Below are 15,251 nucleotides of genomic sequence, written 5' to 3' on the forward strand. Positions count from 1 at the left end.
ATGAATATGCCAGTGAAAGTCGAATATTTTAAAAATCCTAAAAATCGCGATTTGACTCCAGCAGAACTTGACGCATTTGCAAAAGAGCTTGATCAGATCAAACAAGAAGTATTGGATGATTTGGGTGAAAAAGACGCTAAATATATCCGCCGTGTCTATGCAGCAGTTCGCTACAGTAGTTTTTTAGGCCGAGCATGTTTGTTTGCAGGTTGGTTCCCACCAGCATGGATTTTAGGAACAGGTCTATTAGGCTTTTCTAAAATTATGGAAAACATGGAACTTGGTCATAACGTTATGCATGGCCAATACGACTGGATGAACGATCCTAAATTTAATGGTCAAACTTACGAATGGGATACTGTCGGTACTTCTGATAACTGGCGTCAAACGCATAACTATAAACATCACACATATACCAACATTAAAGGTATCGATGATGATATTGGTTATGGTTTACTTCGTTTATTCCCAGAGCAACGTTGGAAGCCTGGTTTCTTGCTTCAACCCGTTTATAGCATTCCATTTTGCTTATTGTTCCAGTGGGGCGTAGCGATTCAGAACCTTGAAATTGGTCGCGTTCTTTATAAGCGTAAGAGCATGGCAAAATTCTTGGAAGAATTAAAACCAGTAAATAAAAAGATTGGTACCCAGCTTTTCAAAGATTACGTTTTTTTCCCATTAATTGCAGGACCAGCGGCATTACCTGTATTGACAGGAAACTTGGTTGCGAATGGTCTTCGTAATATCTGGACGTTTACGATTATTTTCTGTGGTCACTTTACTAAAGATGCAGAAGTATTTCCAAAGTCTGTTTTACAGGAAGAAAGCCGTGGTCACTGGTATATGCGCCAGATTCGTGGTTCTTCAAACTTAAAAGGTTCAGAAGCATTACATATCTTAAGCGGACATTTGAGCCATCAAATCGAGCATCATTTATATCCTGATGTTCCTGCGCGCCGTTATCGCCAAATGGCTCCAAAAGTTGAAGCTGTATGTAAAAAATATGGTCTAAATTATAACAACGCGAGTCTAGCTAAACAGTTTGGACAGGTTGTCGGCCGTATCTTTAAATATGCTTTACCGTTTAAAAAATAATCAAAAAAGCCCTGGTTAGTTCAGGGCTTTTTTTGAGAAACAAATTATTTAAACTGAATTGAACCGTTTGCATTCACAGTAATTTTAGACTCCCCAGCTGCCATGTCTTGAGCTGGTGCAGCTTCCGCCATAGCAAACTTAGCCATACTTGCTCTCATTACAGGCTGAGGGAAATAATTATTGGTATTTAAGTTTAAGTTAACGAGCGTGTATTGGCTTTTATTCCATGCTTGAGTCAACATTTGAGCACGTTGTTGAAAGTTTTTAGATGCTTCAACCATCAAATCATTTTCAACTTTTTTACGTTGTTCATCTGAAACCGTAAAATTAATCGATTGAGTTTGGAAGCTTTGTTGCAATTCATTGACTAACTGGCTTGCTGCTTTAAAGTCTTTACTTTCTAGACGGATTTCAGCGCGGCCACGCCATTCTTTTAGCTTATTACTGTCGTTATCGTAAATTGGGTAAGTGCTTTGAGCACCAGTTTCCACTTTAACTTGCGGATATTTACGAGAAACAGCGAGTGCCTGATTCATCAATTGATTAATCTGATTTGAAAGTTCGGCTGGTTGCTTGTTACTTTTTTCAATATATAAAGTTGCGTGCATTTCATCATTAGAAACTTGACGAGAAGCTTCGGCTTGTACATTCACAATATTATAGTTCAAAGCATTATCATCCTGAGCAAAAACCAAAGGGCTAAGGAGAGAACCTAAAAGAAGGGTTGAAACAGCTAAAGTACGCATAAATTTTTCCTTTAAAAATTAATATAAATTTAATTTTTTTCATTAAGAAATGTTAAACATAAGTTATGCATAACTTTTGCAGATTTTGTGGCGTATTTGTAATATTTAGATCAGTTTTTTTAAATTTTGGTAAATATAAAATCTTTTAAAAATAAAAACTTAAAAATAAAGTGTGTCAATGTAACTTAAAAAATCAAAGTAATATAAAAAAAGAATATTTTCTTTAGGTTGTCACATAGTATGATGATAATTCATCTTAACTATTGGGATGATACATTTTTTCAATAAGATTAGATGAGTAAAGTACATAAAAGACGTTTTTTTTCTTGTAAAATTAGGTATCATCGCGCTCCTAGTTACAAGATATAAAATAAGTGTCTTTACTAGTTCTATAAAGCACCGAGTCAAAGGACCAATCGTCACCAGACTTATTTCTTTCTACCCCTATCAGAGATGGTAATCCGATATGAGCGTTACTTCCGTTAACCCTGCCACTAATGCTACTAACGAATATTATTTGACTCGCCAAAGTCAAATGGAATCAAATGTTCGTAGCTATCCACGTAAATTACCGTTAGCGATAGCGAAAGCACAAGGGTGCTGGGTTACTGATGTTGAAGGTACAGAGTACCTTGATTGTTTAGCTGGGGCAGGTACATTGGCTTTAGGTCATAATCATCCTGCGGTGATTCAAAGTATTCAAGATACATTGGCAAGTGGTTTGCCATTGCATACTTTAGACTTAACCACACCTTTAAAAGATGCATTCACTGAAGCATTGTTAGCATATTTACCTGGTGGTAAAGAAGAATATTGCTTGCAGTTCTGTGGTCCTGCTGGTGCAGACGCAACTGAAGCAGCAATTAAACTTGCTAAGACTTACACTGGCCGTAGTTCAGTAATCAGTTTCTCTGGCGGTTATCATGGTATGACCCATGGTGCACTTGCTATGACTGGTAACTTAAGTGCAAAAAATGCAGTTAACGGTTTAATGCCAGGCGTGCAATTCATGCCATATCCGCATGAATACCGCTGCCCACTTGGTTTAGGTGGTGAAGCTGGTGTTGATGCTTTAACTTACTTCTTTGAAAACTTTATCGAAGATGTTGAAAGCGGTGTAACAAAACCGGCTGCTGTTATTCTTGAAGCGATTCAAGGTGAAGGCGGCGTAGTTACAGCTCCAGTAAAATGGTTGCAAAAAATCCGCGAAGTGACTGAAAAGCACAACATCGTTTTAATTTTAGACGAAGTTCAAGCTGGCTTTGCACGTTCAGGCAAAATGTTTGCATTTGAACATGCAGGTATTGAACCTGATGTTGTTGTAATGTCTAAAGCAGTAGGTGGTGGTTTACCACTTGCAGTATTAGGTATTAAACGTAAATTTGATGCTTGGCAGCCTGCTGGTCACACGGGTACTTTCCGTGGTAACCAACTTGCTATGGGTACAGGCCTTGTCGTATTAAAAACGATTACTGAACAAAATCTTGCTCAAAATGCGCAAGAACGTGGTGATTACTTACAAGCTGAATTTAAAAAATTAGCTCAAGAATTCCCATGTATCGGTAACGTACGTGGCCGCGGTTTAATGATCGGTGTTGAGATTGTTGACGAGCGTAAACCAGCTGATCGTATCGGTTCGCATCCTGCTGATTCACAATTAGCTGCTGCAATTCAAACTGCTTGTTTCAACAATAAACTATTGCTTGAAAAAGGTGGCCGTAACGGTACAGTAATTCGTTTACTTTGCCCGCTTATCATCACTCAAGACGAGTGTGTTGAAGTAGTTGCTCGCTTTAAGAAAGCAATTGCAGAAGCATTGGTTGCAGTACGAGGCGCATAAGTATGGTGGATTTTGCAGAACATCGTAAAGCGTTACTCTGCAATGATGCACAATCCATTGCTGACTATGAGTCAGCAATGGGCGAAGCGGTAAAAGCCGTTTCAGCATGGTTGCAAAATGAAAAGATGTACACAGGCGGTAGTATTAAAGAATTGCGTTCAGCAATTTCTTTCCAACCTTCAAAAGAAGGTATGGGTGTACAAGAATCACTTCAACGTATGATTGAGCTTTTCTTAAATAAAAGCTTAAAAGTACATCATCCACATTCATTAGCGCATTTACACTGCCCAACCATGGTGATGAGCCAAATTGCGGAAGTGTTAATCAATGCAACTAACCAGTCTATGGACTCATGGGATCAAAGCCCAGCCGGTTCATTAATGGAAGTTCAGCTTATTGATTGGTTGCGTCAAAAAGTTGGTTATGGTTCTGGTCAGGCAGGTGTTTTCACTTCTGGCGGTACTCAATCTAACTTAATGGGTGTGTTACTTGCTCGTGACTGGTGCATTTCGAAAAACTGGAAAGACGAAAACGGTAATCCGTGGTCTGTACAGCGTGATGGTATTCCAGCTGAAGCAATGAAAAACGTCAAAGTTATTTGTTCTGAAAATGCGCATTTCTCTGTGCAAAAGAACATGGCAATGATGGGCATGGGCTTCCAGTCAGTTGTGACTGTTCCTGTGAATGAAAATGCGCAGATGGATGTAGATGCTCTCGAAAAAACGATGGCGCATTTGCAATCAGAAGGCAAAGTGGTTGCTTGTGTTGTTGCGACAGCAGGTACAACTGATGCTGGTGCAATTGATCCATTGAAGAAAATTCGTGAAATCACAACGAAATATGGTTCATGGATGCATATTGATGCGGCATGGGGCGGTGCATTAATTCTGTCAAATGACTACCGTGCAATGCTTGATGGTATTGAGTTATCTGACTCGATTACCCTCGACTTCCATAAGCATTACTTCCAAAGCATTAGCTGTGGCGCGTTCTTGTTGAAAGACGAAGCGAACTACCGTTTCATGCACTACGAAGCTGAATACTTGAACTCTGCTTATGACGAAGAACATGGTGTACCAAACCTTGTTTCTAAGTCATTACAAACGACTCGTCGTTTTGATGCATTGAAATTGTGGATGACAATTGAATCACTAGGTGAAGACCTTTACGGTTCAATGATTGACCATGGTGTAAAACTTACTCGTGAAGTTGCAGATTACATCAAGGCAACTGACGGTTTAGAGCTTTTAGTTGAGCCTCAGTTTGCTTCGGTATTGTTCCGTGTTGTGCCACAAGGCTACCCAATTGAGTTTATCGATAGCTTGAATCAAAACGTAGCGGACGAGTTGTTTGCACGTGGTGAAGCAAATATCGGTGTAACAAAAGTGGGTAATGTGCAGTCATTGAAAATGACCACATTAAGCCCAGTTGTGACATTCGAAAATGTTAAAAACCTTTTAGGTCAAGTATTGGCTGAAGCTGACCGCATTAAAGATGCGATTGCTTCTGGTAATTATGTACCACCAATCGACTAATTGAGTTGATAACGAAAAAAGCCCGGCTTCTTGCTGGGCTTTTTTATTACAGATTCTTTTATTCAAAATGTGTATGAGTAAATAAAAATATGCACAAACCATGCATATTTTTCAAAAACAAAAATAATTATGCATGATCTATCTTATGCAAATTTCTTATTGTATTGGTATGTCCCCAATATTTTTGGTCACATTGATATATCAATATCGTACTTACTTGAAATCATCCCGTTTTAACTGAAAAAAGTAAGTGGCTGTAATTACAATTAAGACAAGGAAGAAGAAATGCAACAAGTTAATGTGCTTAATGAATTTAAACTAATTATTAACGGTCAATCTTGTTCAGGTGAACAGGGTGAACTAGAAGTTATTAACCCTGCTACAGGTCTAACTGCAGCACGCTGTGCAAAAGCATCGGTTGAGCAAGTAAATCAAGCAGTAAGTGCAGCTAAACAAGCATCTAAAGCTTGGCAACAAGTTTCACACGAAGAGCGCAAGTCAATCTTAAATAAAGTTGCAGATGGTATTGAAAAACACGCTGAAATGCTTGCAGAGTTGGTTGTACTTGAGCAAGGTAAGCCACTCGCACTTGCACAAATGGAAGTGCAGGGCGCAATTGGCTGGACGCGTTACGCGGCTGCTATGGATTTACCTGTTGAAGTGATCGAAGACAGTGAAACCAAGCGCATTGAACGCCATCGCCAACCATTAGGAGTGGTAGCTTCAATTACTCCTTGGAACTGGCCACTGATGATTGCGGTTTGGCATATCATGCCTGCATTGCGTGCGGGTAACGTGGTCATTAGCAAACCTTCTGAATACACGCCACTCTCAACTTTGCGTTTATGTGAAATCATTCAGCAAGAAGTTCCAGCAGGCGTGATCTCAATTGTGGTCGGTGCTGGTGAGATTGGTGAAGCATTATCTTCTCATCCAGATGTACAAAAAGTTGTGTTTACGGGGTCAACTCGAACAGGTCAGCACATTATGGCTGGTGCAGCTCAACAGTTAAAACACCTAACTTTGGAGCTTGGTGGTAATGACGCTGGTATTGTATTACCAGATGCAAATATCGATGAAATTGCAGCTAAGATTTTTAATATGGCATTCTTAAATGCAGGCCAAACATGCGCCGCCTTAAAGCGCCTATACGTGCATGAAAGCCAATATGAAGCTTTATCTCAGAAGTTAGCTGACATTGCCAACGCTCAAGTTGTAGGTGATGGAATGGAATCTTCTACAACATTTGGTCCAGTGCAAAACCAAATGCAATATAACAAAGTGAAAGCCCTTATTGCTGAAGCCATTGAACAAGGTGCAAAAGCACTTTCTGGTCAACAGCAGTTACCAGAGCAAGGTTACTTTATTGCACCCACTATTTTGACTGAAGTTTCTGACTCTTGCCGTGTGGTGCAAGAAGAACAGTTTGGTCCTGTGTTACCTGTTTTAAAATATACAGATATTAACGATGCAATTGCCCGTGCCAATGACAGCGAGTTTGGTTTAGGTGGTTCAATCTGGTCGTCAGATATTAAAGCAGCACAGACTTACGCTAGTCAGCTTCAATGCGGTACTGTTTGGATTAATACCCATGCAGAAGTTCTTCCTCATGCACCTTTTGGTGGCTGGAAAATGTCAGGCTTAGGAGCTGAGTTTGGTTTAGAAGGTTTACTTGAAAATACGATCGGGCAAACAGTTCATATTAGTAAAGTCTAAATATTAATTTTAAGGCGGATGATAGATCCGCCTTTTTATCTTCACTTTTATGAGTGAAAAGCTGAGCTGTTTATTGGGAGTGATGATAGCTCATGCTTTTAGGCTTGATTAAAAAATGATTCTGTTCTTTAATTTTTTTTAGAACAATGTAAGACTTTATATGACCTATAAAATTATAAGAAAGTAATCTTTCAGTCACAAATTGAGAGAGCTGTTCTAAGTTTTCAGCAACGACTTTTAAAATAAAATCCGCATCGCCACTAATTGAAAATGCATCTTGAATGTTATCTTCCGCTTCAATGAGTTCCTGAAATGCTTGCTGAGATTTTGCCTCATGTGTTCTTAAATTAATGTGAATCATCGCTGTGACTTCCAGCCCTAGCGCTTGTTGCTGGATGCGGGCGGTGTAACCCAAAATTATGCCTTTTTGCTCAAGTAGCTGTCTTCTTCTAGAACATTGAGAAGCAGATAAACCGATTAAATCTCCAACTTCCTGATTGGTGAGCCGTCCATTCTTTTGTAGTGCCTGAATGATTTGCCAGTCGAACTTATCCATTGCATAAAATCCTTTTATGATACACAAATCATGTATTTTTATTGAAATGCGTTTTCATTATGCACGAAATCTAAAAGGTAGATGAAATATTATTTTTCTATGGAATAAAAATTGGTCTCAAAGGATATAGAGCAATGTTCATAGAAATCGGTGACTTTTTAAATCTTCGTTTAAAACAAATGGGTATCCAACATCTTTTTGGTGTACCTGGTGATTTTAACCTTTCATATCTAGAACAAGTTGAAGCAGATCCAGAACTCGAATTTATCGGAAATTGTAATGAATTAAATGCTGCCTATGCAGCAGATGGTTATGCACGAATTAACGGTTTTTCTGCCTTAGCAACCACTTATGGTGTAGGTGATTTAAGCGCGATTAATGGCATTGCGGGTGCATATGCAGAAAATGTACCTCTTATTCATATCTCTGGTATTCCGCCTTTACATGCAGTTCAAAAGGGTACTTTAATTCACCATACGCTTGTCGATGGTAACTACGACAATATTATGAACTGTATGAAAGAGTTCACAGTTGCTCAAACACGTTTAACTCCTGCAAATGCAGCTTTTGAAATTGATCGTGTATTACGTCAGTGTTTCCTTGAACGCCGTCCTGTGCACATCCAGTTAGCGGGAGATATTACTCACGTTAAAATTGAAGTTACTGACCGCCCACTTGATTTAAGTTATCCATCTGTTGAACCAGACTTATTGCAAAGTGTGGTAAGCAAACTTTGTGACATTTTGAACAATGCAAAAAGTCCAGCACTTCTTATTGATAATGAAGCTTCAGTTTTTGGTGTAACTTCGCTTTTAAATGATTTATCTCAAAAATGCTCAATTCCATTTGCGGGCATGAATACTGCAAAAAATATTATGGATGAAGGCTCGCCTCGTTATATCGGAACGTATGTAGGTGGGGCAAGCCAACCGCATGTGAAAAATATTATTGAGCAATCTGACTGCCTAATTGGTATTGGTGCACGTTTTACAGATGTTGGTTCAGCCGTATTTACTCATCAAATTGAGACCAAGAATTACATCGAAATTAAATCTTATGGTCTGAACATTTTCGGTCAGGATTTTCCGGGTATTGAAATTGGACAGTTACTTGTTGAGCTAAATAAAAAAGTTGCACCACGTAAATCATCAATGCCTCTTCTTGAAAAACAGCCACAGAAAGTAATTGAAGCTCCAGCCCAACAAAAGCTAAACCAAGATGTGCTTTGGAACTACATTTCAGGTTTCTTAAAAGAAGACGATGTGATTGTTGGTGAAGTAGGAACTTCAAACTCAGCTTTGTCTGGTTTAAAACTTCCTGCTACAGCTAAATATATTGCTCAGCCGCTTTGGGGTTCAATCGGTTATACCTTGCCAGCTTTACTTGGTAGCTTATTGGCAGCTCCTGAACGCCGTCAAATTTTGTTTATTGGCGATGGTTCTTTCCAGCTTACGGTACAAGAGCTTTCTACAATTATCCGTCACGGTTTAAAACCTATTATTTTCTTGCTGAACAATGGCGGCTACACGATTGAGCGCTTAATTATGGGTGAAAACGCAGCTTATAACGACGTGCAAAACTGGAAATATACTGAAATTCCAGCTGTATTTAACGGTAAAAAAGGCCATACCACTTATGTGGTTGAAACTGCCGGACAGCTTAGAAGTGTTTTAGACAATGTTCATTTAAATGATCAGTTAACTTTTATTGAATTAAAACTACCAGCAATGGATGCACCAGTAAGTTTGAAAAAATTTGCTTCAGTCATCGCGCGTTTTGATTACGGCGATCGTGGCTACGAAATTTTAAAGGAGCGTTCCCAGCCTATTAAATGTAAGGATGCAAGCTCGTTTTAAATAGAAGATAGGACAAGTCTTCTTAAAATTAAATGGACTCATATTAAAGCAAACGTATTTCCGAAGGTCGGTTTCTGGCCTTCGGATATGGTGCTGAATAAAGGTGTACAGGAAGTGACACCAACATTGGAGATAATGTTATGGATGCAAACAATAAGCACGAGTTAAAACAAGGCTTATCCAATCGGCATATTCAACTCATCGCGCTAGGAGGTGCGATCGGAACAGGGTTATTCTTAGGTCTTTCTCAAACGATTAAACTGGCAGGTCCTTCAATTTTATTAGGATATGCGATTGCTGGAATTATCGCTTTCTTAATTATGCGTCATTTAGGTGAAATGGTTGTTGAGGAACCAGTAAGTGGTTCTTTTAGTTATTTTGCGAACAAGTATTGGGGCAAAATGGCTGGTTTTATGTCTGGCTGGAATTACTGGGTGTTGTATGTGCTGGTAAGCATGGCTGAACTCAGTGCAATTGGAACCTTCATTCAGTTTTGGTGGCCTGAAATTCCGACATGGCTGACTGCTTTATTTTTCTTTATTTTAATTAACGGCATTAACTTAGTGAATGTCCGCTTTTTTGGGGAATCCGAATTCTTATTTTCCTGCATTAAGATTGTTGCAATTTTAAGCATGATTGGTTTTGGTACTTATCTCTTATTTACAGGTTCTGCTGGTCCGCAAGCAGGTATTGCAAATTTATGGCAACACGGTGGTTTCTTCCCGCACGGGATTCACGGTTTTGTCATGGCTTTAGCTGTTATTATGTTTGCATTTGGTGGTCTAGAACTTATTGGTATTGCTGCTGCTGAAACGAAAAAACCTGAAACTACTATTCCTAAAGCAGTAAACCAAATTGTTTATCGTATTTTAATTTTTTATATCGGTGCTATTGGGATCTTGCTGTGCCTTTACCCTTGGAATATGGTGGCAGAAGGTGGTAGCCCATTTGTTATGATTTTCCAGTCATTAAACAGTAATGGTGTTGCGAATGTCTTGAACTTTGTGGTCTTGATTGCTGCTATTTCAGTTTATAACAGCTGTATCTATTGTAATAGCCGTATGCTGCATGGCTTAGCAGAGCAGGGCAATGCTCCGGCAATTTTGAAAAAAGTAAATAGCCGTGGTATTCCAGTTCCAGCAGCGGTTGTTTCTGCATCAATCACAGCAATATGTGTGGTCGTAAATTACCTAATTCCTGGACAAGCCTTTCAACTCTTTATGATGTTGGTTGTGGCTGCACTTGTCATTAACTGGCTTATGATTTCAGTCACACATTTGAAATTTACCAAAGCAATGAAATTGCAAAAACGTCAAACCAAATTTCAAAGCATTATGAGTCCATGGAGTAATTATTTAACCATTAGCTTTGTATGCTTTATTCTTATTATTATGGCAATGACGCCAGATATGAGATTGGCCGTTATTTTAGGCCCAATTTGGCTTGCTGTTTTAGCACTGATGTATTTTTTAAAATACCGCAGAAAAATGATCGCAATGCCAGAAGTGCAATCGAATTAATCCAGTAAATTTACAATGATATTGCGGTTACCTTACACACGGTAGGTAACCCTTTATCTTTTGTCATATTATTTTCATGTTACAAATAAATTATTATCTACCGTAATTTTTGATCAGAATTTTAGTAATAAAATTATTTTTAATAGTAAAAGTAAAAATACAGTTAAATTATCGATTTTTAAAATAATTATAATATCTTTTGTTTTTATATTTTATGAAGACTTAAAATCTATATTTTTAATCAGTGTCATAATAGAGACTAATATACAGAGTAAAATATCCGCTCAAGTTGAATTAAATATTTGATAACAGATAAAAAATAATAATGTGACAATTAACAATATCGAAATCATTAAAGCGTCATCATACTGTAACTTAATTGTCATATTTTCTATTCACAATGCAGCTATCGAAGAGCGTACAAGCACTCAACAAAAAGTGACGTACAACCTATTGCATTAATGAGAGAGAACAGAATGCGCTTAAATCCACGTCAAATCGCAATTGCGTTAGCAGTAACTGGGGCAACTGTAACAACGACTGCAAATGCAGCTCGTGATACGATTCAAATTGCTGGTTCTTCAACTGTACTACCATTTGCCAGCGTTGTAGCTGAAGAGTTCGGTAATACATTTCCTCAATTTAAAACTCCTGTAGTTGGTTCTGGCGGTTCTTCTGCTGGTTTGAAACAATTCTGTCAAGGTGTTGGCGATAACACAATCGACGTTGCTAACGCTTCTCGTAAAATTAAAAGCACTGAAATTGAAGCTTGTAACAAAGCTGGTGTAAAACAAATTCAAGAAATTAAAATTGGTTACGACGGTATCGTATTTGCGTCTAACTCACACAAAGCAGCTTATAAATTAAAACCTTACCATGTATTTGCTGCTTTAGCTGCACAGTTACCTTCAAAAGGTAAGTTGGTTCCAAACCCATATACAAACTGGAACCAGATTGACAAATCACTTCCAAATGAACCAATTACACTTGTAATCCCTGCATCTAACCACGGTACTCGTGAAGTTTTCCAAGAGAAAATGGTTGATGCTGGTTGTGAATCATATGAATACTTCAAGAACTTAGATAAAGATGCTCAGAAGAAAGCATGTTCTACTTTCCGTAAAGATGGCCGTGTAATTGAAATTGCTGGTGACTATACAGAAACTCTAGCTCGCTTAAAGACTTCTCCAAGTGCAGTAGGCGTGTTTGGTTTAAGTTTCTATGATATGAACCGTGACAAGTTACGTGTAGCAACAGTAAATAACGTTGTTCCATCTGAGAAAACTGTATTGAACGGTACATATCCTGTGTCTCGTCCATTGTTCTTCTACGTGAAAGGCGAACATTTAAAATCAGTTAAAGGCTTACCGCAATATGTAGAATATTTCGTAAGCAAAAAAGCAACAGGTAAAGGTTCTAAAGCTGAACGTGATGGCTTAATCGCAATGTCTGATGCTGAACGTGCAAAAGTTTTGGCTGACTTTAAAGCAGGTAAAACTGTTAAATAAGTTAGTTTGAATGAAGGCTGGTGATCTTGAGAGTTCATCAGCCTTTTTGTCTAACTTGTTTTTTCCAAATTATGACAATTGAGAAAACAGTGGAGAGTACATGAATCTGCTACTTATCGGTGTGTTGTTAGCCCTTGTGGCAATCGCATATCAACTTGGGCTGAGAAAGAGCCGTAGCCTAGCAGGTAAGGGAAGCAACTCGGCGACATTACATTCTCGTCCTGGTTATTATGGTGCACTGGTTGGTCTTTGGTGCGGTATCCCTGCTTTTTTAATTTTGATCATTTGGAGCTTGGTTGAACCAAGTATTTTAAATCACATTATCTTTAATAATATTCCTGCATCTGTAAGTGCATCACTTGATGAAGCTGGCAGAAGTGTCTTGATTGATCGTGTTCAAGCGATTGCTTCAGGTTTTGGAGTAAGTGATAAGCCGGCAGCTTATGAATTAGCTGCTGCACAACAGTTTGCAAAATTTCAAACCATTGGCTCTTTTGCCAAATTTGCTGTTGTAGTCTGTGCAGCTTTATTAGGTTTAGTGTGGGCAAAGAAAAAGATTAATCAACAATATCGTGCGCGTAATCAAGTTGAACGTGCGATTAATGTTGCTTTGATTTTATGTTCTGGTGTTGCGATTTTAACAACCATCGGTATTGTGATGTCGATGTTTGGTGAAGCAATGCACTTCTTCCGTTTTGTAAGCCCGCTTGATTTCTTCTTCGGGACAGAGTGGAACCCCGGCTTTAGTACTTCGGGTAATGCTGAAGGTAGTTATGGTTTATTGCCATTACTCTGGGGCACACTCATGGTCAGCGGCATTGCTTTATTAGTAGCCGTACCCATTGGATTAATGATTGCCATTTATTTAGCTGAATATGCTTCTCCTTGGTTACGCTCGTGGGCAAAACCAACAATTGAAGTTTTAGCGGGTATTCCAACAATTGTTTATGGTGTTTTTGCCATGATGATTATTGGACCATTTTTCAAGACAGCTGGTGCTTACGTTGGTCTTGAAATTAACGCGACCAGTGCTTTAACTGCTGGTTTCGTGATGGGGATTATGATTATTCCGTTTGTTTCTTCTTTATCAGACGACATTATTACCCAAGTACCTCGTGCAATGCGTGACGGTTCTTTAGGACTTGGAGCAACGAAGTCTGAAACAATTCGTCAAGTCGTTTTACCTGCTGCTTTACCGGGTATTACTGGTGCCTTTTTATTAGCTGTCTCTCGTGCCGTAGGGGAAACCATGATTGTGGTTTTGGCAGCAGGGAACAGTCCACTTTTACATGCAAATCCATTTGAAGCTGTTTCGACAGTGACCGTTACGATCGTAAAACAGTTAACTGGTGATACTGACTTTGCCAGCCCACAAGCTTTGGTTGCATTCGCGTTAGGTCTAACACTCTTTGTGATTACCTTATGTTTAAACATTGTTGCACTGTACATTGTGCGTAAATACCGTGAGCAATACGAATGAGTACATCAAATACATCGTCTCCTATGGATCAGAACGTATTTGATCCAAAAGCTGCTGCTGAATCACGTGAACGACGTAAACAGGTCATCCAAAAATCTTTGGCTAAACGTCATCGTAAAGAAAAAGCTTTTCGTTATGCTGGATTATCGGCAGTCGTCATTGGTCTTGCATTCGTTGCGCTGTTGTTTAGCAGTATTTTGGCAAAAGGTTTACCTGCTTTTTGGCAAACGAGCATGAATGTTCCAATTTACTTCGATCCGAAAGTCATTGATGCAGGTCCAGTACCTGTACGTACTCAAGGTGAAACACCTGCTCATTACCAAGAGCGTTATGTCGATTGGCAAACCAAAATGGGTATGGTGGATTGGGATGGCATTATTGTAAATGGAATGATTGCCAAAGATCCTGCACTTGCTAGTGAGCGTGATTACTTAAGTAGTCTTTATGCAAGTTCAGAGGCTTATCGTTTACGTGACATGGTTTTTGCAGACCCATCACTCATTGGTAAAAAAGAAAATATTAATTTCTTGGGTGATGCCAATGTGGATGTCTGGTTAAAAGGTAATATTGACCGTTCATTGCCAGATGATCAGCAACAACTTGAACCAGAAGTACGTAAACTTGCAGATGAACTAAAAGCAAAAGGTGTTCTTGAAAATACGTTCAATTTGAACTTGTTTAAAAATCCGGACTCTCGTAGTTCACCAGCAATTAGTGGTCTTGCTGGCGCATTTATGGGTTCATTATTCATGATGCTGATTGTGATCATTATTGCGATTCCAATTGGTGTTGCTAGCGCAATCTATCTTGAAGAATTTGCTCCAAAGAATATTGTCACAGACATTATTGAAGTTAACATCAATAACCTTGCTGCTGTTCCTTCAATTGTGTTTGGTTTACTCGGTGCGGCAATTTTTATTGGCTGGATGCATTTACCCTTATCTGCTCCGTTAGTCGGTGGTTTAGTTTTAAGTTTGATGACATTACCAACAGTCATTATTACGACACGTGCTTCATTAAAAGCAGTGCCACCTTCTATTCGACAAGCCGCACTTGGTTTGGGAGCTTCTAAATTCCAGACTATTTTCCACCATGTTTTACCATTAGCTTTACCAGGCATTATGACCGGCTCAATTATTGGTGTTGCTCATGCGCTTGGTGAAACGGCACCTTTACTTTTAATTGGAATGAGTGCATTCGTTGCAAGTATTCCAACAACACCATTTGATCAATCAACTGCATTACCTGTTCAGGTTTACTTATGGCAAGGTAATGAGTTGCGTAACTTCTTCGAAGGCCGTACTGCCGCTGCGATTATCGTACTACTTGCATTAATGATTGGTTTAAACAGTCTTGCAATTTGGTTACGTAAAAAGTTCGAAGTGCGTTGGTAATAGAG

General features: G+C 38.9%; 11 protein-coding genes. 9 read left to right on the forward strand and 2 right to left on the reverse strand.

Translation table 11 applies throughout. The annotated features are described in order from the left end of the window. Entirely contained in the window at positions 1–1,095 is a 1,095-nt protein-coding gene (locus tag ACS604_RS12315; RefSeq protein ID WP_004790847.1) for a fatty acid desaturase family protein, read from the forward strand. Positions 1,096–1,139: 44 nt separating this feature from the next. Here the strand turns inward: ACS604_RS12315 and ACS604_RS12320 are convergent, their stop codons facing one another. Continuing rightward, positions 1,140–1,841, reverse strand: a complete 702-nt coding sequence (locus ACS604_RS12320; protein ID WP_151766895.1) for an SIMPL domain-containing protein — start codon at positions 1,839–1,841, stop codon at positions 1,140–1,142. Between the two features lie 466 nt (positions 1,842–2,307). Between ACS604_RS12320 and ACS604_RS12325 the strand changes: the two genes are divergently transcribed. The 3 genes from ACS604_RS12325 (at position 2,308) to ACS604_RS12335 (ending at position 6,932) form a co-directional block, all read left to right on the forward strand. Then, a complete protein-coding gene (locus ACS604_RS12325; protein ID WP_174759340.1) occupies positions 2,308–3,681 on the forward strand; it encodes a diaminobutyrate--2-oxoglutarate transaminase in 1,374 nt (457 codons plus the stop codon). A 2-nt stretch (positions 3,682–3,683) separates the two neighbouring features. Continuing rightward, positions 3,684–5,216, forward strand: coding sequence for a pyridoxal phosphate-dependent decarboxylase family protein (locus ACS604_RS12330; protein ID WP_174731409.1), 1,533 nt, complete (start codon positions 3,684–3,686; stop codon positions 5,214–5,216). Positions 5,217–5,501: 285 nt separating this feature from the next. Next, positions 5,502–6,932, forward strand: a complete 1,431-nt coding sequence (locus ACS604_RS12335; protein ID WP_474771882.1) for an aldehyde dehydrogenase family protein — start codon at positions 5,502–5,504, stop codon at positions 6,930–6,932. 70 nt (positions 6,933–7,002) lie between these two features. Here the strand turns inward: ACS604_RS12335 and ACS604_RS12340 are convergent, their stop codons facing one another. Continuing rightward, positions 7,003–7,488, reverse strand: coding sequence for an Lrp/AsnC family transcriptional regulator (locus ACS604_RS12340; RefSeq protein ID WP_474771883.1), 486 nt, complete (start codon positions 7,486–7,488; stop codon positions 7,003–7,005). 134 nt (positions 7,489–7,622) lie between these two features. Between ACS604_RS12340 and ACS604_RS12345 the strand changes: the two genes are divergently transcribed. From ACS604_RS12345 to pstA, 5 genes are all read left to right on the forward strand, one after another. Further along, a complete protein-coding gene (locus ACS604_RS12345; RefSeq protein ID WP_174741786.1) occupies positions 7,623–9,344 on the forward strand; it encodes an alpha-keto acid decarboxylase family protein in 1,722 nt (573 codons plus the stop codon). A 140-nt stretch (positions 9,345–9,484) separates the two neighbouring features. Further along, positions 9,485–10,864 carry an amino acid permease gene (locus ACS604_RS12350; RefSeq protein WP_174731415.1) on the forward strand — a complete coding sequence of 460 codons (1,380 nt, stop codon included), beginning with the start codon at positions 9,485–9,487 and terminating at the stop codon, positions 10,862–10,864. A gap of 476 nt (positions 10,865–11,340) precedes the next feature. Then, entirely contained in the window at positions 11,341–12,372 is a 1,032-nt protein-coding gene (locus tag ACS604_RS12355; RefSeq protein WP_474771884.1) for a substrate-binding domain-containing protein, read from the forward strand. A 100-nt stretch (positions 12,373–12,472) separates the two neighbouring features. Next, positions 12,473–13,852 carry a phosphate ABC transporter permease subunit PstC gene (gene pstC / locus ACS604_RS12360; protein ID WP_004790865.1) on the forward strand — a complete coding sequence of 460 codons (1,380 nt, stop codon included), beginning with the start codon at positions 12,473–12,475 and terminating at the stop codon, positions 13,850–13,852. Continuing rightward, positions 13,849–15,246, forward strand: coding sequence for a phosphate ABC transporter permease PstA (pstA, locus tag ACS604_RS12365; protein WP_353154985.1), 1,398 nt, complete (start codon positions 13,849–13,851; stop codon positions 15,244–15,246). Before pstC ends, pstA begins: the two co-directional genes overlap by 4 nt. Positions 15,247–15,251 lie beyond the last annotated feature (5 nt).

It is taken from the genome of Acinetobacter sp. Li1LvA2 (genome assembly GCF_056156705.1).

Coding starts and splice junctions, on each gene's coding strand:
- ACS604_RS12335 (WP_474771882.1), top strand. CDS start 5,502: ATGCAACAAGTTAATGTGCTTAATGAATTTAAACTAATTATTAACGGT.
- pstC (WP_004790865.1), top strand. CDS start 12,473: ATGAATCTGCTACTTATCGGTGTGTTGTTAGCCCTTGTGGCAATCGCA.
- ACS604_RS12350 (WP_174731415.1), top strand. CDS start 9,485: ATGGATGCAAACAATAAGCACGAGTTAAAACAAGGCTTATCCAATCGG.
- ACS604_RS12345 (WP_174741786.1), top strand. CDS start 7,623: ATGTTCATAGAAATCGGTGACTTTTTAAATCTTCGTTTAAAACAAATG.
- ACS604_RS12330 (WP_174731409.1), top strand. CDS start 3,684: ATGGTGGATTTTGCAGAACATCGTAAAGCGTTACTCTGCAATGATGCA.
- ACS604_RS12320 (WP_151766895.1), bottom strand. CDS start 1,841: ATGCGTACTTTAGCTGTTTCAACCCTTCTTTTAGGTTCTCTCCTTAGC.
- pstA (WP_353154985.1), top strand. CDS start 13,849: ATGAGTACATCAAATACATCGTCTCCTATGGATCAGAACGTATTTGAT.
- ACS604_RS12355 (WP_474771884.1), top strand. CDS start 11,341: ATGCGCTTAAATCCACGTCAAATCGCAATTGCGTTAGCAGTAACTGGG.
- ACS604_RS12315 (WP_004790847.1), top strand. CDS start 1: ATGAATATGCCAGTGAAAGTCGAATATTTTAAAAATCCTAAAAATCGC.
- ACS604_RS12340 (WP_474771883.1), bottom strand. CDS start 7,488: ATGGATAAGTTCGACTGGCAAATCATTCAGGCACTACAAAAGAATGGA.
- ACS604_RS12325 (WP_174759340.1), top strand. CDS start 2,308: ATGAGCGTTACTTCCGTTAACCCTGCCACTAATGCTACTAACGAATAT.